The sequence below is a fragment of the Roseovarius sp. MBR-51 genome (assembly GCF_053628575.1).
This window is the reverse complement of record NZ_JBRJGQ010000001.1, coordinates 282,746-300,448: the sequence shown is the minus strand read 5'-3', so window position 1 is coordinate 300,448 and position 17,703 is coordinate 282,746. Positions and strand designations below refer to the sequence as shown.

The 17,703-nt window shown below is 60.6% G+C and carries 16 protein-coding genes; 3 read left to right on the top strand and 13 right to left on the bottom strand.

The features are described from left to right. Positions 1-81: 81 nt before the first annotated feature. From ACSSVY_RS01460 to eutB, 8 genes are all read right to left on the bottom strand, one after another. On the bottom strand, positions 82-1,749 hold the full coding sequence (locus ACSSVY_RS01460) for an ABC transporter permease (RefSeq protein WP_454267587.1): 1,668 nt from the start codon (positions 1,747-1,749) through the stop codon (positions 82-84). Positions 1,750-1,851: 102 nt separating this feature from the next. Next, complete coding sequence (locus ACSSVY_RS01455; protein WP_454267586.1) at positions 1,852-2,967, bottom strand: extracellular solute-binding protein; 1,116 nt, start codon at positions 2,965-2,967, stop codon at positions 1,852-1,854. 111 nt (positions 2,968-3,078) lie between these two features. Next, on the bottom strand, positions 3,079-4,188 hold the full coding sequence (locus tag ACSSVY_RS01450) for an ABC transporter ATP-binding protein (protein ID WP_454267585.1): 1,110 nt from the start codon (positions 4,186-4,188) through the stop codon (positions 3,079-3,081). A 230-nt stretch (positions 4,189-4,418) separates the two neighbouring features. Further along, entirely contained in the window at positions 4,419-5,789 is a 1,371-nt protein-coding gene (locus ACSSVY_RS01445; RefSeq protein WP_454267584.1) for an aminotransferase, read from the bottom strand. Positions 5,790-5,868: 79 nt separating this feature from the next. Continuing rightward, positions 5,869-7,344: an NAD-dependent succinate-semialdehyde dehydrogenase gene (locus ACSSVY_RS01440; protein ID WP_454267583.1), complete on the bottom strand. Its 1,476-nt coding sequence runs from the start codon at positions 7,342-7,344 to the stop codon at positions 5,869-5,871. Positions 7,345-7,454: 110 nt separating this feature from the next. Continuing rightward, a complete protein-coding gene (locus ACSSVY_RS01435; protein ID WP_454267582.1) occupies positions 7,455-7,928 on the bottom strand; it encodes an Lrp/AsnC family transcriptional regulator in 474 nt (157 codons plus the stop codon). Then, a complete protein-coding gene (locus tag ACSSVY_RS01430; RefSeq protein ID WP_454267581.1) occupies positions 7,925-8,914 on the bottom strand; it encodes a cyclodeaminase in 990 nt (329 codons plus the stop codon). Before ACSSVY_RS01430 ends, ACSSVY_RS01435 begins: the two co-directional genes overlap by 4 nt. After that, positions 8,904-9,905, bottom strand: a complete 1,002-nt coding sequence (gene eutB / locus ACSSVY_RS01425) for a hydroxyectoine utilization dehydratase EutB (RefSeq protein WP_454267580.1) — start codon at positions 9,903-9,905, stop codon at positions 8,904-8,906. Before eutB ends, ACSSVY_RS01430 begins: the two co-directional genes overlap by 11 nt. A 167-nt stretch (positions 9,906-10,072) precedes the next feature. On the opposite strand from eutB, the gene doeA reads away from it, so the two are divergent. Both doeA and ACSSVY_RS01415 read left to right on the top strand, forming a co-directional pair. Continuing rightward, the gene (gene doeA / locus ACSSVY_RS01420; RefSeq protein ID WP_454267579.1) at positions 10,073-11,257 is read left to right on the top strand and encodes an ectoine hydrolase DoeA; all 1,185 of its coding nucleotides are present in this window, start codon (positions 10,073-10,075) and stop codon (positions 11,255-11,257) included. A 189-nt stretch (positions 11,258-11,446) separates the two neighbouring features. Further along, positions 11,447-12,316 carry a substrate-binding domain-containing protein gene (locus ACSSVY_RS01415; protein WP_454267578.1) on the top strand — a complete coding sequence of 290 codons (870 nt, stop codon included), beginning with the start codon at positions 11,447-11,449 and terminating at the stop codon, positions 12,314-12,316. 20 nt (positions 12,317-12,336) lie between these two features. On the opposite strand, the gene ACSSVY_RS01410 is transcribed toward ACSSVY_RS01415, so the two are convergent. The 5 genes from ACSSVY_RS01410 to ACSSVY_RS01390 all read right to left on the bottom strand — a co-directional run bounded on the left by ACSSVY_RS01410 (position 12,337) and on the right by ACSSVY_RS01390 (position 16,542). After that, positions 12,337-13,164, bottom strand: coding sequence for an extracellular solute-binding protein (locus ACSSVY_RS01410; protein ID WP_454267577.1), 828 nt, complete (start codon positions 13,162-13,164; stop codon positions 12,337-12,339). A 24-nt stretch (positions 13,165-13,188) separates the two neighbouring features. Continuing rightward, positions 13,189-13,959, bottom strand: coding sequence for an ATP-binding cassette domain-containing protein (locus ACSSVY_RS01405; protein ID WP_454267576.1), 771 nt, complete (start codon positions 13,957-13,959; stop codon positions 13,189-13,191). Further along, a complete protein-coding gene (locus tag ACSSVY_RS01400; protein WP_454267575.1) occupies positions 13,952-14,638 on the bottom strand; it encodes an ABC transporter permease in 687 nt (228 codons plus the stop codon). Before ACSSVY_RS01400 ends, ACSSVY_RS01405 begins: the two co-directional genes overlap by 8 nt. 94 nt (positions 14,639-14,732) lie before the next feature. Beyond that, positions 14,733-15,422 carry a class I SAM-dependent methyltransferase gene (locus ACSSVY_RS01395; protein WP_454267574.1) on the bottom strand — a complete coding sequence of 230 codons (690 nt, stop codon included), beginning with the start codon at positions 15,420-15,422 and terminating at the stop codon, positions 14,733-14,735. Continuing rightward, a complete protein-coding gene (locus ACSSVY_RS01390) occupies positions 15,415-16,542 on the bottom strand; it encodes a CaiB/BaiF CoA transferase family protein (RefSeq protein WP_454267829.1) in 1,128 nt (375 codons plus the stop codon). The genes ACSSVY_RS01395 and ACSSVY_RS01390 overlap by 8 nt, the downstream gene beginning before the upstream one ends. 134 nt (positions 16,543-16,676) lie before the next feature. On the opposite strand from ACSSVY_RS01390, the gene ACSSVY_RS01385 reads away from it, so the two are divergent. Then, entirely contained in the window at positions 16,677-17,630 is a 954-nt protein-coding gene (locus ACSSVY_RS01385; RefSeq protein ID WP_454267573.1) for a LysR family transcriptional regulator, read from the top strand. Positions 17,631-17,703 lie beyond the last annotated feature (73 nt).

The window sequence follows — 17,703 nt, the reverse complement described above, 5'->3', positions numbered from 1 at the left end:
CAAATCTGCTGCAATCTTTGCGAAAAATACGAGAACACTCAGGACAGCGATAGTAATGCTGGGTTTGTAACGATACATGGCTCAGCCCCCCAGCTTCACGTTGTCGATGCCGACAATCTTGTCATAGGCCCAGTAGAGGACCAGAACCACGGCCAGCAGGATCGTACCCAACGCCGCCGCCAGGCCCCAGTTGAGCGAGGACGAGATGTGATAGGCGATCCGGTTCGAGATGAACGTCCCCGTAGTCCCGCCGACAATCTCGGGTGTGATATAATACCCGATGGCAAGGATGAACACGAGGATCGAGCCCGCGCCGATACCGGGCACCGACTGTGGGAAATAGACCCGCCAGAAGGCAGTCCAATTGGTCGCGCCGAGGGATTTGGCCGCCCGCAGATAGGTCTGCGGGATGGTCTGCATCACCGAATACATCGGCAGGATCATGAAAGGCAGCAGGATATGGGTCATTGCCACGATGGTGCCGAATTGATTGTTGATCATCACAAGACGGTTTTCATCGGCAACAAGCCCAAGCCAAACCAGAACGTCGTTGATGACACCCTGTTGTTGCAACATCACCTTCCACGCGCTGGTACGCACCAAAAGCGAGGTCCAGAAGGGCAAAAGAACCAATATCATCAACAGGTTTGACGTTCGCGATGGCAGATTGGCCAAAAGCCAAGCAATCGGATACCCCAGCGCCACGCAGCTAAAGGTGATCATCAGCGACATGAACATCGTGCGCTTGAAGAGGATGCCATAGATCCGCTCGTCCTCGCTGCGCAGGGCGATGCCGTTGGGCGTCTTTTCCATATCCACGGCATTGAGGAAATAGCCGGTGGTGTAGGGCGGCGAATAGGTCTGGATCGTCTCCCAGAAGTTGGGTCTTGCCCAATCCTTGTTGGAGTCGATCATTGCGGCCTTCATATCGATCGGCGGCAAGTCGGCGGCGGCGGCAGCGCGCAGCATATCGGCAGAGGGACCGGAATAGGAGGCAAGTGCTGTTGCGGTGGCCGGGTCTTCGAGATCGACCGCAAGGGCGGCATAAACTGCCTCCCATGGCTCTTCTTCGGCGACAACATCGCCATCAACGAAATAGGTAAAGCCCGCGAAGGCCGCATAGGCGCGTGCCGTGTTGGGCAGGATTTCGGAAATCTCCGCGCCGGGAACAAACCCTATATCCCCGTTGAACGCCGAGGACTCGAGTTGTTCGAGCCGCCCGATCTGATTCGACAGAAGGCGCGTGTTGGGCTCTGCGCCAGCGCCACCTGACATCATCTCAGCCCAGACCTGCGCCTCTCCAAAGGCGGGATCAATCTCTTCCAATGCGTCTTGGAACACCTCACCAATGTCGGCAACGTCGCGGCCTGACGTGCGGAACAGCGACGAAATACCGCTTTCCTCATAGTTCAGGCGGCTGCCCAGCTTGGTGTGTTCCTTGGCCTCGGCCGCAAGAAAGAGATCAAAGAACAACGCACGGAACACCCGTTCATCGGGGGCGTCGGCGGCATCCCAATCGCGCAACTCCTCGACCGTCATGGGGAGGGTATTGCCGACGATCTGATTCTCGACCGAGCGGAACAGCATATCCACAATCGGCGCGATGAAGGTCAGAAGCACAAAGATCAACAGGGGAGCGATCAGGGCAAGCGCCCGCATCTTTTGCGCCCGGAGCGCGCGGCGCAAGCTGCGTTTCAGCGGCGTGCCATCCGCGGCAAGCATCGGGCCGGTCTGGGTGGTATCGCTCATATCATCCCCGTCGAACAAATCTGGTTATACAGGCCGGGTCTTGCGCCCGGTCAGAGGAGTGGTGGGGCCGCAACCGGCCCCACCTTTTTGTGTCAACAGTGTTTACTGAGCCAGCCACGACTGGAACTTGGCGTCCAGATCGTCGCGGTTGTCTGCCCACCATTCGTAGTCATAGATGTGGACGTTGCTTGCATTGGCCGGATCGGTCGGCATATGCGGTGCCATGTCGATACCGAGATCGGCGTGCTTGCCCACCAATGGTGCCGAAGACGCACGCGCCGGACCGTAGGAGATGTAAGCAGCCTGATCGGCCAGACGCTGCGTGTCGGTGGCGAACTTGAGGAAGTCCATCACGCGCGCAAGACGATCTGCGGGCAGACCAGCGGGAACGATCCAGCCATCGAGGTCAAAGGACTGCATGTCCCACATCATCGCGATCGGTTGGTTCTGTTCGGCAATCGCCGAGAACAGACGACCATTGAAGGTGGAGCCCATGAAGACTTCGCCATCGGCCAGAAGCTGCGGGGTTTCGGCACCGGCAGACCACCAGACAACCTGATCCTTGATCGTGTCGAGCTTGGCAAGGGCGCGGTCAACGCCCTCTTCGGTGCCGAGAACGTCGTAGAGCTCGTCCTTGGCGACGCCGTCGCAATAGAGTGCCCATTCCATGTTGTCGATCGGACGCTTCTGCAGCGAACGCTTGCCGGGGTATTTTGCCAGATCGAACACGTCGCAGACGGTGCTCGGAGGCTCTACGCCCTCGGGAACCATGTCGGTGCGATACCCGAAGGTCGTCGAGTAGACGATCTGCGGCACGAAACAATCGCTGACAATCAGATCACCGAAATCGTCGCTGGCAGAGGTGCCATCGGGCGCGGCGGCCAGAACCTCGTCATGGTCAAGCTCGAGGGCGAGACCCTCGTCACAGAGGCGCATTGCGTCAGAGGCCACAACATCAACCAGATCCCAGGTCACGTTGCCAGCTTCGTTCATGGCACGCAGTTTGGCCACAGCCTCGGCCGAGCTTTCGTCCCAAGTTGCGGTTACGCCGGGGTTCGCAGCAAGGTAGGGCTGTACATAGGCCTTGTCCTGACTGTCCTGATAGGCGCCGCCCCAGCTGACGATGGTCATGCTATTGGCCATGTCCTGCGCGGTCACTGCGGTGCCCGCAGCGACGGTCAGAGCCGTGGTCGCGAGCAGGGTTTTCGTGAGTTTCATAAACATACTCCCAGTTTGTTCCCGTTTTTGGATGGTTGGGCCCTGCGCTACGGGTAGAACGTCGAGGGCCTTGCTGCACTCGCACCGATACCGCGACCGGCGCGAATATACTTATACTTGGGGCGCGTCGAGCGCGCGGCAATCCTCGGGCAACCAGCCGATTTCAATCTGTTCACCCGGTTGCAGGCGGCGCTGATCGGGGGCATTTCTGGTTTTGATAATGAAATCATCCGTGCCCGCCACCCGAAGCCGTGTTCTGAAAATATCACCCATGTAGATGAATTCCAACACTTCCGCCTTGAGCGTGTGGGCATCCGGCTTGAGCCGGTCCCGATTGAATTCCACCCGCTCGGGGCGAATCGAAATCAGCGTGCGGTCGCCCGGTTTCTCGACATTGACAGGCTTGGCATCAATCAGGTCGCCATTGTCGAGCTGAACCACGGCGATGCCACCCCTGATCTCTTTGATCTTGCCTTGCAGCGTGTTGTTCTCGCCGATGAACTGCGCAACAAAGCTGTTTTGCGGGCTCTCGTAGAGCTGATCTGGCGGTGCGATCTGTTGAATGCGGCCATCGTTGAACACGGCAACGCGGTCCGACATGGTCAGCGCCTCGGTTTGGTCATGGGTCACATAAACCGTCGTGATTCCCAGACTATGCGCCAGATGGGTGATCTCGAACTGCATCTTTTCGCGCAATTGCTTGTCGAGGGCGCCCAAGGGCTCATCCATCAAAACCAATTCCGGCTCGAACACCAGCGCGCGTGCAAGGGCAACCCGCTGTTGCTGCCCACCCGAAAGTTGCGCAGGGCGACGACCGCCAAAGGCTCCCATCTCGACCATCTCGAGCGCCCGCTTGACCTTGGCCTCGCGGTCGGATTTGCCGATCTTGCGCACCTCAAGCGGAAAGCTGAGATTCTCGGCGATCGTCATGTGGGGAAAGAGGGCGTAATTCTGGAACACCATGCCGATGCCGCGTTTATGTGGCGGTATGTTGTTGATGCTGATGCCATCGAGCTTTATCTCACCATGCGTGGCGGTTTCAAATCCGGCCAGCATCATAAGGCAGGTCGTTTTGCCCGACCCGGACGGCCCCAGCATGGTCAAGAACTCGCCCTTGGGCATGCTCAGGTTCAGATCTTTGACAACCAGAGTTTCGCCGTCGTAGCTCTTTTGAGCACGTTCAAACGCAACGAACGCATCGTTGTTCCCGGTATCTGCCAAGGTCGGCTCCCTATCTTTTTTATCGTCGCGGGCGTTTGCCCCGCGTTCGGTGAAAACTAAAACGTCAATGGCCCAATCATGCAAGCGGATTGCGGCACTTTTTTCCCGAATCCGACGCGCGCAGGTCAAATCGCCTGCAAGTCAAGCAAGATAAGGCAAATTTCCTGCAAATCGCCGAGGCACGCTCCGCTTTAACGCGAGCCTCGGCATAGGTTTTATAGCGTAACAGCCTATCCCAAGACTGATTTCACGGCTTTTGTAGTTTTGTGAATCACCTCGTCCGCTTCGGATTGCGTGAGACAGAAGGGCGGAGCAAAGCCCAGAATGTCCCCCTGCGGCATGGCCCTCGCGATAACGCCCGTGGCCGCCAGCGCGGTGGAAATCTGTGGGCCCACCTTGTCAGCGGCATCAAAGAATTGCCGATTGTCGCGATTCTTGACGAATTCCACGGCACAGAGCATCCCCTCGCCTCGCACCTCGCCCACATGCGCATGCGCGCCCAGCGCATCGGCCATGCCACGATTGAGATAGCTGCCCACATCGCGGTTATTGGCGATCAGGTTCAGATCATCGAGCAGCTTGAGGTTGGCCACCCCCGCCGCCGCCCCGATGGGATGCGCCGAATAGGTCCAGCCATGGCCAATGGGGCCATTTTCGTCTGTGCCCTGCTCCAGCACCTTCCACATCCGGTCACTGACGATGCTGCCCGAGAGCGGCGCGTAGGCGCTTGTGAGGCCTTTGGCGATGGTGATCAGATCCGGCGTCATTCCATAATGATCCGAACCAAACGTGGTGCCCAGACGACCAAAGCCCGTGACCACCTCATCGGCAATCAACAGGATATCATGCTTTTTCAGAACCTCTTGAATGGCCGCCCAATAGCCGGCGGGGGGCGGCACGATGCCGCCTGTGCCCAGCACCGGCTCGCCGATGAAGGCGGCGATGGTATCCGCACCTTCGCGCTCGATCAGCGCCTCAAGTTCTGCGGCGCAATGCGCCGAGAACTGCTCCTCGGTCTGATCCAGATTGGCACGGCGGAAGTAATAGGGGGCTTCGGTATGCAGCACCTGACTGAGCGGTAGATCGAATTTCTTGTGAAAGAGCTCCAACCCGGTAAGCGATCCGGTCATCAGCCCCGAACCATGATAGCCCCGCCAACGCGAGATGATCTTTTTCTTCTCCGGCCGCCCGAGGATATTGTTGTAATACCAGATCAACTTGATGTTGGTCTCATTGGCGTCAGAGCCGGACATCCCGAAATAGACCTTGCTCATGCCCTTGGGCGCGCGGTCCATGATCATCTTCGACAGGGTGATCGACGCCTCTGTGCCATGCCCGACATAGGCGTGGTAATAGGCCAATTCGCGCGCTTGCGTGGCAATCGCCTCGGCAATCTCTTGGCGGCCATAGCCGACGTTGACGCAATATAGTCCTGCAAAGGCATCGAGAAAGCGATTGCCGTCACGATCCTCGATATGACAGCCCTGCCCACCTTTGATCACCCGGTTCGGCGCCTCACCGCGCGCAAATTGCGCCAGATGCGTGGAAGGGTGAAAAAAATTCTCGCGATCCCATTGATCGAGTTGGTCGTTGCGCAGCATTAGCTTTCCTTTCGCTTGTGTCTTGGACCCGGAGTTTTCAGAAAACTCCGGGTCGAAATCTTTTCAAGATTTCGTCTGCTCACGCCCAATCGCGGCAGACATACTTAATCTCCATGAATTCCTCCATCCCGCGCCGCGCCCCTTCGCGGCCCAGACCCGATTGCTTGACCCCGCCAAAGGGAATCGGTGCGCCGGTCACCTTGGTGCGGTTGACCGCGACCATGCCGAATTGCAGCGCCCGCGTCATCCGGTAGATGCGGCGCGGATCATGGCAATGCAGATAGGCAATGAGACCGTATTCCGTGGCATTGGCACGGGCCACCACTTCTTCTTCGGTGTCAAAGGGCGTGATCGCCGCCACCGGTCCAAAAGTCTCGTCGCGCATGATCGCCGCCTCGTCGGGCACGTCAATCAGAACCGTAGGCTGATAAAAAAGCGGCCCAAGGTCGTCGCGTTGACCGCCGCAGGCGAGCGTTGCACCATGGGTCAGCGCATCGGATACATGCTCTTCCTGCTTTCTGACCGCGTTCTCGTTCATCAACGGCCCGATATCGGGATCATCCATGCCGCGCCCGAGGGTCAGGTTCTGCGTCTCTTCGACAAAGCGTCGGCAAAAAGCGTCATAGACCGGCCGCTCCACGTAAATCCGGTTGGCCCCCAGACAATCCTGTCCCGAGGTGGCAAACTTGGCCTTGATCGACTCCGTGACCGCTGTTTCCAGATCGGCGTTCTTGAACACGATCACCGGCGCGTGGCCGCCCAGTTCCAGCACCAGTTTCTTGACCGTCCCGGCGCATTGGCGATAGAGCAACTGCCCGATATTGGTGGAGCCGGTAAAGCTCAGGACGCGCACGCGGGCGTCTTGCGTCCAGGGTTCGACCACCGTCGCCGCGCGGCCTGTAACGACGTTGAACACGCCTGCCGGGATGCCCGCGCGCTCGGCCAGTTCGGCCAAAGCCAGCGCCGAATAGGGTGTCTCTCCGCTCGGGTGCGCAACGACCGTGCAACCGGCCGCCATCGCCGCCGCCGCCTTGCGCGTGAGCATAGCTGCGGGGAAATTCCACGGGGTGATGAGCGCGGCCACGCCCACCGGCTCCAACCACAATTCCACCTCGGCATCGGGCAGATGGCTTGTGACCCCCTCGATATTGGGGCGTTTGGCCTCTTCGGCGTAGTATTCCACGAAACTCGCCGCATAGTTGATCTCGCCGCGCGCCTCACTAAGGGGCTTACCCTGTTCCAGCACCATGATCCGCGCGAGGTCTTCGCGATGCTCGATCATCAGATCGAACCACCGCCGTAGCAGCACAGAGCGCTCTTGTGGTAAGGTCAGAGACCACATTTGAAACGCCGCCTCCGCCGCATCCACCGCCGCATGTGCCTGATCTGCACTGAGGCTCGCCACATCACCCAGCGCACGGCCATCGGCGGGATTGGTGACGGGAAGCGTTGCAGTGTGGTCACCGCCCACCCATTTGCCATTCACATAGGCAAAGCTGCGCACGAGGCGTGTGTCGGTAATCCCGTTGCGGGTCCAGATGGCTGAGTCGGACATGATGACGCTCCTTTTGCGCCAAAGAATGTCCTGTGATTGCCACCGCGTGTGGCTGAAGTTTCACAAGTTTGCAGATTATTCGTCTGCATAACAGCCAAAATGCAGATGTTTCAGTCGAAAAATATCTCTAGCGGTGGCAAGCGCGGGGATTTGACCGGCTTGGTCACAATATAGGTGAAATACCGTGCCAGTCCGATCCGAGCCTCCAGCATCTGATCGATCAGCCGCTGATAAGCGTCGATGTCGCGGGTCACGATCTGCATCAGATAGTCAAACCCGCCCCCCAACGCCCAACAGGCTGTCACCTCGCCATAGCGCTGCACACTGTCTTCAAAGGCGCGAAACGAGGCGGGCGTGTGATCCGCCAGTTCCACCGCAACAAAGACGGTCACATGCGACCCCAACTTCTTGAGAGCGATCCGGGCGTTATAGCCCTCGATCAGACCCGCCGCTTCCAGACGCTTCAAACGCTCCCAACAGGGGCTGGCCGAGAGACCGACGCGCGCCGCCAGATCGGCCTTGGTGATGCGGCCCTCATCAGCCAGCACCCGCAGGATATCGAGATCGCGCGCATCCAGCTTCATGCAGGGATCACCGTGCCCACGTCACGTCCCTTGAGACGGTCCATGACATGGGTGGCAATCGCAGTATCCTGCACGCCGGTGCCGGTCAGATCGCAAATGGTGATTTCGGCATCGTTCTTGCGCCCCCGCGCCCGACCCCGGATCACATCCCCCAACTCGACCGGAGCGCCCTTGGTCCATATCCCGGCCTCGATCGCGCTGCGCAATTCACCCAGCTTTTCGACCTGCGTCGCGCGATCCGCGACGTAAAGATCGGCCTTGATCAGGGCCTGCGGATCAATCTCATTCTTGCCCGCCTGATCAGAGCCCATGGCGGTGATATGCAATTCGGGATGCAGCCATTTCGACTCGATCACCGGGGTTTGCGCCGGAGTCGTGGTGATCACCAACTGGCTCGCCAGTACCAGATCGGCGGGATTGTCCATCACACGAATATCGCATTTGAGGTCGGCCAGATCGGCGGCACAGGCGCGCGCGCGCTGGGCATCGCGCCCCCAGATCAGCAGCCGGTCAAACGGGCGCACAAGCCGCGCCGCCCGCGCCTGAAGCCGTGCCTGCACGCCGGTGCCGATGATGCCCGCCGTATGCACCACCTCGGGGGCGAGATGCTGCGCCGCCACCGCTCCCGCAGCCGCCGTGCGCAGATCGGTCAGATAGCCATTGTCGAGAAACACCGCCTCGACCAACCCGGTCTTGGCGGAAAAGAGGATCATCAGCCCGTTGAGGCTGGGCAACCCCAGCTTGGGATTGTCGAAAAACCCCGGACTAACCTTGATCGCGAACCCGTCAAAGCCGGGGATATAGGCGGTTTTCACATCCACCTCGCCATGCACATCCGCGAGGTCCATCGACATCACCGGCGGCATGACAACCCCGCCATCCGACAGCGCGGCAAAGGCGCTTTCGATCACCTTGACCGTCTCACGGTCGAGCTTGATCGCGCCGCGCAAGTCCGCCTCTGTCACGATCCGGATATCATGTGCCATATGTCTTACCCTCAATCACCTTGTTGCCCAAAATCACATTCTGCCCGGTCATCACCTTGGTGAACATTGCCATATCGAGATTGCGGCCGGTGATGATGGTGGCGGTTGGTCCTTTGGGCACCACCTTGCCACTCAGCACCGCCGCAAGGCCCACGACGCAAGCCCCTTCTGCCACGATCCGATCCTCGTAATAGAGCACCTGCATCGCGTGATAAATCTCTTCTTCGCTCACGAGGATCACCTCGTCCAGCAGGTCGCGGCACATGGCAAAGCTGAGACGGTTCGCCATGCCAATCCCGCCGCCAAGACTATCGGCAAGGCTTGGCACCTCTTCGACCTCGACGGGATGGCCGGCGCGGATGCTTTCATACATCGCGGCCCCCCGGTCCATGCTAATCCCAATGACGCGCAGGGTGGGTTTGATCGTCTTGGCGGCCAATGCCACCCCCGCTGCAAGGCCCCCGCCCGACAAGGGCACAAGGAGCGTTTCCAGATCCGGGCGCGCCGCCATGATTTCCAGTCCGATGGTGCCTTGACCCGCGATGACCAGCGGATCATCAAAGGGCGAGATTTCGGTCAACCCTTCTTCAGCAACCAGCCGCTCGGCCTCGGCCTGGGCGGCATCCTGACTGCGTCCAATGATCCGCACCTCCGCCCCCAGTGCGCGTATGCCATCCACCTTGGCCTGTGGCACCAGTTCCGACATGCAGATCACCGCCCGCAAACCGCGTGCCCGCGCTGCATAGGCCACGCCGCGCCCATGGTTGCCGGTCGAGCAACAGGTGACGCCCGCCGCATCCTGCGCACCCGCCACCGCATTGAGTGCGCCGCGCAGTTTGAAGGCACCGATGGGTTGCATATTCTCCAGCTTGAGCAGGAAATCAGCGCCCGAAACGCCGCTCATATAGGGCGACGGCACAAGCGGCGTGCAGTCCGCCACACCGGCAATCACCTGTGCCGCAGCAAAAACATCGGCCAAAACAGGCTGCATTGTTTTCTCCCATCAGATGATCGCGCGCAGCTTGCGTCGGGGCAAGCCTAGCGTCAACTCCGCGGCGCGAGATGGTCTGAAAACGACAAAACGGGGCGTATTTCTTGGGGCAAGCCCAAGACAAACCCCCAAGTATGACCGGGACATCCTAGATACGGACCCCCGACATGATTGAAAAAGACCTGCCCTTCTCGGCTCAGGAGTATCAGCGCCGGTTGGAAAAAACCCGCGCCGCCATGGCCCGGCTTGACCTTGACGCGCTCTTTGTCACCGACCCGTCGAACCAGCATTGGCTGACCGGCTATGATGGCTGGTCGTTTTATGTGCATCAGGGCGTTCTGGTCTTTCCCGAGGCCGACCCGATCTGGTGGGGCCGCAATCAGGATGCCAATGGCGGCGTGCGCACGGTCTGGATGACCGACGACCGGGTGATCGGCTATGCCGACAACTATGTTCAATCGACCGAACGCCACCCGATGCAGGATCTGGCGGAACGTCTCAAGGGCATGGGCCTCGCCGACAAGCGGATCGGCGTGGAAATGGACAATTACTATTTCTCCGCCAAGGCGATGCAGACCCTGCGCGAGGAACTGCCCGAGGCGACTTTCCTCGATGCCACGGCGCTGGTGAACTGGCAACGGACGGTGAAATCCGAGGAAGAGCTGGGCTTCATGCGCAAGGCTGCGCTCATTTCGGAAAAGATCACCGATGGGTTGATGGAGCGGGTCGAACCGGGCATCCCCAAGAACGAAATCGTGGCCGAGATTTTCCGCGATGCCATTCGTGGAGTCGAGGGGGCTTGGGGCGATTATCCCGCCATCGTGCCGCTCTTGCCGTCCGGGTCCGACGCCGCAGCACCGCATCTGACGTGGAACGGGCGCGAGTTTGCCACGGGAGAGGCGACATTCTTTGAAATCTCGGGCTGTTACAGGCGCTATCATACGCCGTTCTGCCGCACGCTGTTTCTCGGCAAGCCACCGCAATTCCTGCTTGATGCCGAAAAGGCGCTGATCGAGGGGCTGGAGGCAGGACTTGAGGCCGCAAAGGCAGGCAACCGCGCCTGTGACATTGCCAATGCTTTGGCCGCCCCGCTGGAGCGTGCGGGCATTGAACGTGGCGCGCGCTGTGGCTATCCTATCGGTCTAAGCTATCCGCCCGACTGGGGCGAGCGCACGATTTCCCTGCGCTCCGAGGATGAATCCGTGCTGGAGCCGGGGATGACATTCCATTTCATGCCCGGACTCTGGATGTCCGACTGGGGTCTGGAGATTACCGAGTCGATCCTGATCAAGGAAAGCGGCCCGGCGGAAACCTTCTGCAACCGCCCGCGCAAGATGTTCGTCAAGGATTGACCGAAGAAGGTCCCCACGATCGTAGTGGGGGCCTTTTGCAATGCCATGCCATAATCCAATTCCTATTTTGTTTCTCTGACTCGCGTCACAATACAAGACAAAACAAGGATGCGTTTGATGCTGATTTCCGCGCAGAGATGCGGTAGGAACGCAGCATTGGAATTCCTTATGCGCGATCGTCACTAACTCATGGACAATGATACCCCCGCCTATCTGACGACCAAGGAGGTCGCTGACCTCTTGCGAGTCAAAGAGCGCAGAGTTTACGATATGGTCGCCACGGGCGAGATTCCGCATCGCAAGATCACCGGCAAGCTCTTGTTTCCACACAATGAACTGATGTGCTGGATTGAGGGTACTGGCGTCACGCTGCCGACTGAGCGGATGGCGCTTGTGACCGGTTCGCATGATCCGTTGCTCGATTGGGCTCTGCGCGAGAGTGGTGCGGGCCTGGCCACTCTCTGGAACGGAAGCCATGACGGACTGGAGGTCTTTGCCGAGGGGCGCGCGGTTTTGACGGGGCTGCATATTCCGGGCGATACCGACTGGAACATTCCCGCCATAGAGGCGCGTGGGTTGCGCGATGCGGTACTGATCGGCTGGGCAGAACGGATGCGCGGTCTGATCCTGACGCCCGCTGTGGCCGATCTCGTGCAGAGTTTTGGCGATCTGCGTGGTCGCCGTGTGATCCTGCGACAAGAGGGGGCAGGCACCACGACGCTGTTTGACCGAATGATGGCCGAGTCCGGGTTAGTGCCCGGCGACATCCTGACGCCTGCCAGTCCCGCGCATACCGAGAGCGACGCCGCCGCCGCCGTAGCGGCGGGTGAGGCAGAGGCGACGTTGGGAATCGACTCAATGGCGCGGCAGTTTCGGTTGGTGTTCCGGCCCCTGGTGCAAGAGCGGTTCGACCTTCTGATTGATCGGCGCGCCTATTTCACCGAACCCGTGCAACGCCTTGTCGCCTTCATGCGGTCGGATACGATGATTGCCAAGGCGGCGGCGCTCGGGGGCTATGATCTGGGCGGGCTAGGCAAGGTGCGCTGGATTTCCGCCTGAACCCGCCTTTTTAAACAAAGTCACCCACCCGCGTTGGGGAAGAACAACTGCTGACCGTCGATCTTGTAATCCGCGATGGCCTGTTGACCCTCTGCCGACAACACCCAGTCAATGAAGGCCTGCCCAGCCTCGGCCTTGACGCTGGCATGCTTTTCCGGATTCACAAGAATGATGCCATATTGGTTGAACAGGCGATCATCACCCTCGACCGCGATCTGGTAATCGCCCTTGTTGCCAAAGGATATCCATGTGGCGCGGTCGGTCAGCACATAGGCCCCCATCGCCGTGCCGGTGTTGAGCGTGGCCCCCATGCCGGACCCGGTTTCGCGATACCAACCGCCAGACGCGGCGGCGGCATCCACGCCCGCCTCTTTCCACAGTTTCAATTCTGCCTTGTGGGTGCCGCTGTCATCCCCGCGCGAGGCAAAGGGCGCCTCGGTCTCTGCGATCTTGGTCAAGGCCGCCGTGATATCCTTGGTCCCGGCGATACCTGCCGGATCGGCGGGCGGCCCAACCAGGATGAAATCGTTATACATCACGTCCGACCGTTCCACCCCATGCCCCTCGGCCACGAATTTCTCCTCGGACGCCTTGGCATGGACAAAGAGCACGTCGCCATCGCCATTCTCGGCATTCTTGATCGCCTGCCCGGTGCCTACGGCCACGACGCGCACCTCGATCCCGGTCTTGTCCTGAAAGATCGGCAGAATGTGGTCAAACAGACCGGAATTCTGCGTCGATGTGGTGGATTGCACCACGATGAACTGATCCTGCGCCTGCGCGGATCCAGCCAGCCCCATGGCCAGTGCCGCACCGGCAGCAAGCGAGAAAAAATGACGTCTGAGCATGAAACGGTCCCTGTCTTTTGGATGTCAGAAAGTTGTGCCTGTGTAGAGCCGCCCTTGGGTCCAGGCGCGCGCAGCCTCGGAACGGGGATGGCTAAGAACTTGATCAATGGGACCGGTTTCGGCCACCTGGCCCGCGTGCAGAAAGATCACTTCATCTCCCATCCGACGCGCCTGCCCCAAATCGTGGGTGACCATGACAATGGTCACACCCCGCGCATGGGCGGCGTCGATCAGAGACTCGATCATCTGCGTAGAGGCGGGATCGAGGCTGCTGGTGGGTTCATCGAGAAAAAGCAGGTGCGGCTGACCGATGAGCGCGCGTGCCAAGGCGAGGCGCTGCTGCTCTCCGCCAGAGAGAACGCGCGCAGGATGCCGCGCCAGGTCGGTCAGCCCGGCCAAATCGAGTGCGCGCGCAGCCTCTGTCGCCCGCTGCGCACCGCGCACGCCATGCATCGAGAGGGCGAAATTGAGATTGGCCAGCACCGACCGGCGCAGCATGACGGGACGCTGGAACACCATCGACTGCGCACGTCGCGCGGCGTGGTCCGGGGTTGCCCCCCGCCACAAAACCTGCCCGGCAGAGGGTGGCAAAAGACCATGCAGAAGACGCAAAATCAGGCTCTTGCCCGCGCCATTCGCCCCCATGATCAGAGTGCGCGACCCCTCGCGGATTGTCAGGGATACACTGTCAATGAGCCGCTTGCCTCCTGCCTCGAAAGACAGGTTCCGCGCCTCGAGCAACACGGCGCGTGTGGCGACCTGTGCCGGGATCATATCCATCACCGTATCACGCATAGGCCGCCCGCACCGCAGAGGCCCGGAGCGCCATGACCACCGCATTCACGATCACCGCGATGGAGAGCAACAGCACACCTAGGGCCAATGCCAGTTCCAGATTTCCTTTGGACGTCTCGAGCGCGATGGTGGTGGTCATCACGCGGGTCACATGATTGATGTTGCCACCCACAATCAGCACCGCGCCGACCTCGGCCACCGCGCGGCCAAATCCCGCCAGTGCGACAGTCATCAGGCTATAGCGCGCATCCCAAAGCAAGGCCGCCATGCGATCATAGGCGCGCAGGCCCATGGAGGCGAATTGCTCGGCATATTCGCCGTGCAGATCCTCGACCACCTGTTTCGTGAGTGCCGCGACGATGGGTGTCACAAGGATCGTCTGCGCGATGATCATTGCCAATGGCGTGTAGAGCAATTGCAGCGGGCCAAGCGGGCCAGAGGCGGAAAGCATCAGGTAGACAAAGAGACCCACCACCACCGGCGGCAGGCCCATCAGCGCATTGAGAAGGACCGTCACAATGCCCCGCCCCGGAAAGCGGAACGCGCCGACCAAGGCGCCCAGGGGCAGGCCGATGAGACAGGACAAGAAAACAGCAGAAAGCGTCACCCTGAGCGACAGCGCGACGATCTCGCTCAGGTTCCGATCCCAATTGAGGATCAGGACAAAAGCCTCTGACATGATGTCGCCAAAGCTGAACACGTGCAATTTCTCCCCTCTGCGGGAAAAAATACACAAAAAGACATAAGACACCAGCCCCTAACGCGACAGCGCCTCAGGGTTTTGCGGCACGCAAGCGCCAGAGGCGCAGCGGTTGGATCAATTCCGGCCCATTCGATCCCATGCTTACATGCACCGCATAAAGCCGCCCCAGCGTCTCGCGCTGTGCCTCGGCCAGAGCGCGGCGGGCGGGATCGACACGGGCAAGATAGGCAATAAAGGCGTCGAGATCCGCCACAGGCGTGGGCCGCGCATAGGTGACAGGCGCGGGACCAGTGGCCCCTCCCGTAGCCAGCACCGCATCAATTGCCCGAATTGCGGCATGCCGTATCTCGGTCTCATCCTCGACCGGGCGCATCACCTCAAAGAACGCGCCCTCGGCCAAGGGCTCGACAATGATCACCTCGCCACCGGGGCGCAGCACGCGCAAGGCCTCTAGCAAGGCGGCCTGCATGAGAGGCACCGGGACATGGTGTAGCGAATTGAGAAAGACGCAGGCATGGAATGCGCTATCCGCAAAGGGTAGCGCCTCTGCCCCGCACGCCTCGAACCGGGCCTCGGGCACGGCCAGACGCGCGGCGGCGACCGCCTCGGGCGCGGGGTCAATCCCGGTCACGTCATAGCCGGCCCGCACCAGACTGCGCACCAGCGTCCCATGACCACAGCCGATATCGAGCACCGCATGTGCGTCGATTTCGGACAGAATCGCCAAAAGACGTGTGCCGGTATCGTTTGCCTCAGTCATCGCCAAACTCCGCGCGCAGCGCGGCGTTATGCGCTCCAAGGGCGGGCACAGACCCCAACGCGGCCTCGACACCGTCGATCTGCGCGCCGGGGGCCAGCATCCGCACCGGGCCGGACGGGGTTTCGACCGTGACGTGGCGGTTCTGGGGATGGCTGACCAGATCCTCCATCTCGCTCACGCGCCCATAGGCGATCCGTGCTTCGCGCAGCCGGTCCGCCATGGCATCGCGAGGCATCGCGGCAAAGACCGGCCGCAGGATCGCATCAAGCGCCGCGCGATTGGCGACTCGGGCCGAATTGCTGTCAAAGCGCGGATCGCGGGCCAGCGCGGCATCGCCCAGAATCGCCTCGCAGAACACCGCCCATTCGCGCTCGTTCTGGATCGAGATCAGCACCGCCTTGCCATCGCTGCCCTGATAGACGCCATAAGGCGCGATGGTGGGATGGTTGAGACCGGCACGCTGCGGCACCTTACCTCCATAAGCATATTGCAGGTAGGGCACGTTCATCCAATCGCCCAGCGCATGAAAGAGCGAGACCGCGATATGCCGTCCCTCGCCCGTGGTCGCCCGCCCGATCAGCGCCTCGAGAATGGCCTGATAGGCGGTCATTCCCGCTGCAATATCACAGACCGAAACGCCGGTGCGCGCCGGGCCATGCTCATTGCCGGTAATCGACGAGAGGCCGGTTTCAGCCTGCACCAGAAGGTCATAGGCCTTGAGATCCGCCAGCGGCCCCTCTTCGCCATAGCCAGAGATCGAAACAGTGATCAGACGCGGGTAATCGGCGCGCAACCGACCCGGCGCAAATCCCAGACGATCAATCGCCCCCGGCGCGAGGTTCTGGATGAAGATATCCGCGCGCGCCAGCATCCGCTCCATCAACGCGCGATCCGCCTCTTGCCGCAGGTCGAGGCAGAGCGATTCCTTGCCTCGGTTGAGCCATACGAAATAGGCGCTCTCACCATGGACCAACGCGTCATAGCCCCGCGCGAAATCGCCCTCGGGCCGCTCGACCTTGACCACCCGCGCGCCGGCCTCTGCCAGACGGCTTGACGCATAGGGGGCGGCAACCGCCTGTTCGACGGAGACTACAAAAAGACCGGCAAGGTCGCTGCGCATCTGGGCCTCTTTCATCTGGGTCATATTTCGCTGGAGCATGCCCCATTCTGCCCCGTATGAGAAATATCAGTCGCGTTGAACGGGTATAGCGCCGGGCTATGGGACATCATAGGCTTGCACTCTGACCTTTCCAATTGATAGACGTTCAGCCTATGGACATCCGCCAACTCCGCTATTTCATCGCCATCGCCGAGGCCCCTTCGCTCTCGGCGGCCGCGCATCGGCTCGGGGTCGCGCAACCCTCGCTCTCCCAACATGTGGCGCGGATGGAAGCGGAGCTTGTTGTGCGCCTGATCGACCGCTCACCGCGTGGCTCGATGCTGACCACCGAAGGGCAGGTTCTCTTGCGCCACGCGCGCGAGATCACCACCGCAATGGAGCGCTGCGTGGACGAGATGCGCGATGCGTCGGGCGCGCCGCGCGGCAAGGTCGGGTTTGGTCTGCCATCCTCTGTTTCTATGGTGCTGTCGGTCCCTCTCGCGGAAACCGTCCGTGTAGAATTGCCCGATATCCGTCTGCGCGTAGTCGAGGCGATGAGCGGCTATATCAAGTCATGGGTGAGCGACGGCACCGTTGACATGGGCTTTATCTACGACTTGCAAAACGCTGATCACTTTCGGATCACCCATGTGCTTGATGAACGATTGCATGTTTATTCCGCCCCGGACAACTGGCCCTTTGATACGCCACCCGGCACGCCGGTGCCGCTGCGTGCGCTCGAGCGGCTGGAGATGATTCTGCCCGAAGCCGCACATGGCCTGCGCAAGACGATCGAGAGCTATGCCGCCCCGCTAGGTCTGCGTCTCAACGTGCCCATTGAGATGGACGCGATGACCCAGATCAAGGAGCTTGTGGCGCGCGGGTCTGGTCATGCGATCTTTTCGCCCTCGGCGGTGCATGACGCGGTGGCGCGGGGCGAACTTGTCGGCGCGCCCATCACGGCCCCAGATATGGTGCGACCTGTTTATCTGGTGAGCAACCCCTCCTTTCCCACCAGCCGCGCCAGTCGAGCGGTCGAGGCGATCACACTCGACGTGCTGCGCGATCTGGTGCAGCGGGGCATCTGGCAGGGCGAGTTGCGGCTATAGGCGCGCCCAATGGCCGCAAGCGGGCATTGGTATTTCCGTCCGGCTGGAAAACCTGCCACCTAGAGCACGAAAA

What these genes read in the sequence shown, in the direction of transcription:
- ACSSVY_RS01460 (WP_454267587.1), bottom strand. Translation starts at nt 1,749, where the DNA reads ATGAGCGATACCACCCAGACCGGCCCGATGCTTGCCGCGGATGGCACG.
- ACSSVY_RS01455 (WP_454267586.1), bottom strand. Translation starts at nt 2,967, where the DNA reads ATGAAACTCACGAAAACCCTGCTCGCGACCACGGCTCTGACCGTCGCT.
- ACSSVY_RS01445 (WP_454267584.1), bottom strand. Translation starts at nt 5,789, where the DNA reads ATGCTGCGCAACGACCAACTCGATCAATGGGATCGCGAGAATTTTTTT.
- ACSSVY_RS01440 (WP_454267583.1), bottom strand. Translation starts at nt 7,344, where the DNA reads ATGTCCGACTCAGCCATCTGGACCCGCAACGGGATTACCGACACACGC.
- ACSSVY_RS01435 (WP_454267582.1), bottom strand. Translation starts at nt 7,928, where the DNA reads ATGAAGCTGGATGCGCGCGATCTCGATATCCTGCGGGTGCTGGCTGAT.
- ACSSVY_RS01430 (WP_454267581.1), bottom strand. Translation starts at nt 8,914, where the DNA reads ATGGCACATGATATCCGGATCGTGACAGAGGCGGACTTGCGCGGCGCG.
- eutB (WP_454267580.1), bottom strand. Translation starts at nt 9,905, where the DNA reads ATGCAGCCTGTTTTGGCCGATGTTTTTGCTGCGGCACAGGTGATTGCC.
- doeA (WP_454267579.1), top strand. Translation starts at nt 10,073, where the DNA reads ATGATTGAAAAAGACCTGCCCTTCTCGGCTCAGGAGTATCAGCGCCGG.
- ACSSVY_RS01415 (WP_454267578.1), top strand. Translation starts at nt 11,447, where the DNA reads ATGGACAATGATACCCCCGCCTATCTGACGACCAAGGAGGTCGCTGAC.
- ACSSVY_RS01410 (WP_454267577.1), bottom strand. Translation starts at nt 13,164, where the DNA reads ATGCTCAGACGTCATTTTTTCTCGCTTGCTGCCGGTGCGGCACTGGCC.
- ACSSVY_RS01405 (WP_454267576.1), bottom strand. Translation starts at nt 13,959, where the DNA reads ATGCGTGATACGGTGATGGATATGATCCCGGCACAGGTCGCCACACGC.
- ACSSVY_RS01400 (WP_454267575.1), bottom strand. Translation starts at nt 14,638, where the DNA reads ATGTCAGAGGCTTTTGTCCTGATCCTCAATTGGGATCGGAACCTGAGC.
- ACSSVY_RS01395 (WP_454267574.1), bottom strand. Translation starts at nt 15,422, where the DNA reads ATGACTGAGGCAAACGATACCGGCACACGTCTTTTGGCGATTCTGTCC.
- ACSSVY_RS01390 (WP_454267829.1), bottom strand. Translation starts at nt 16,542, where the DNA reads ATGCGCAGCGACCTTGCCGGTCTTTTTGTAGTCTCCGTCGAACAGGCG.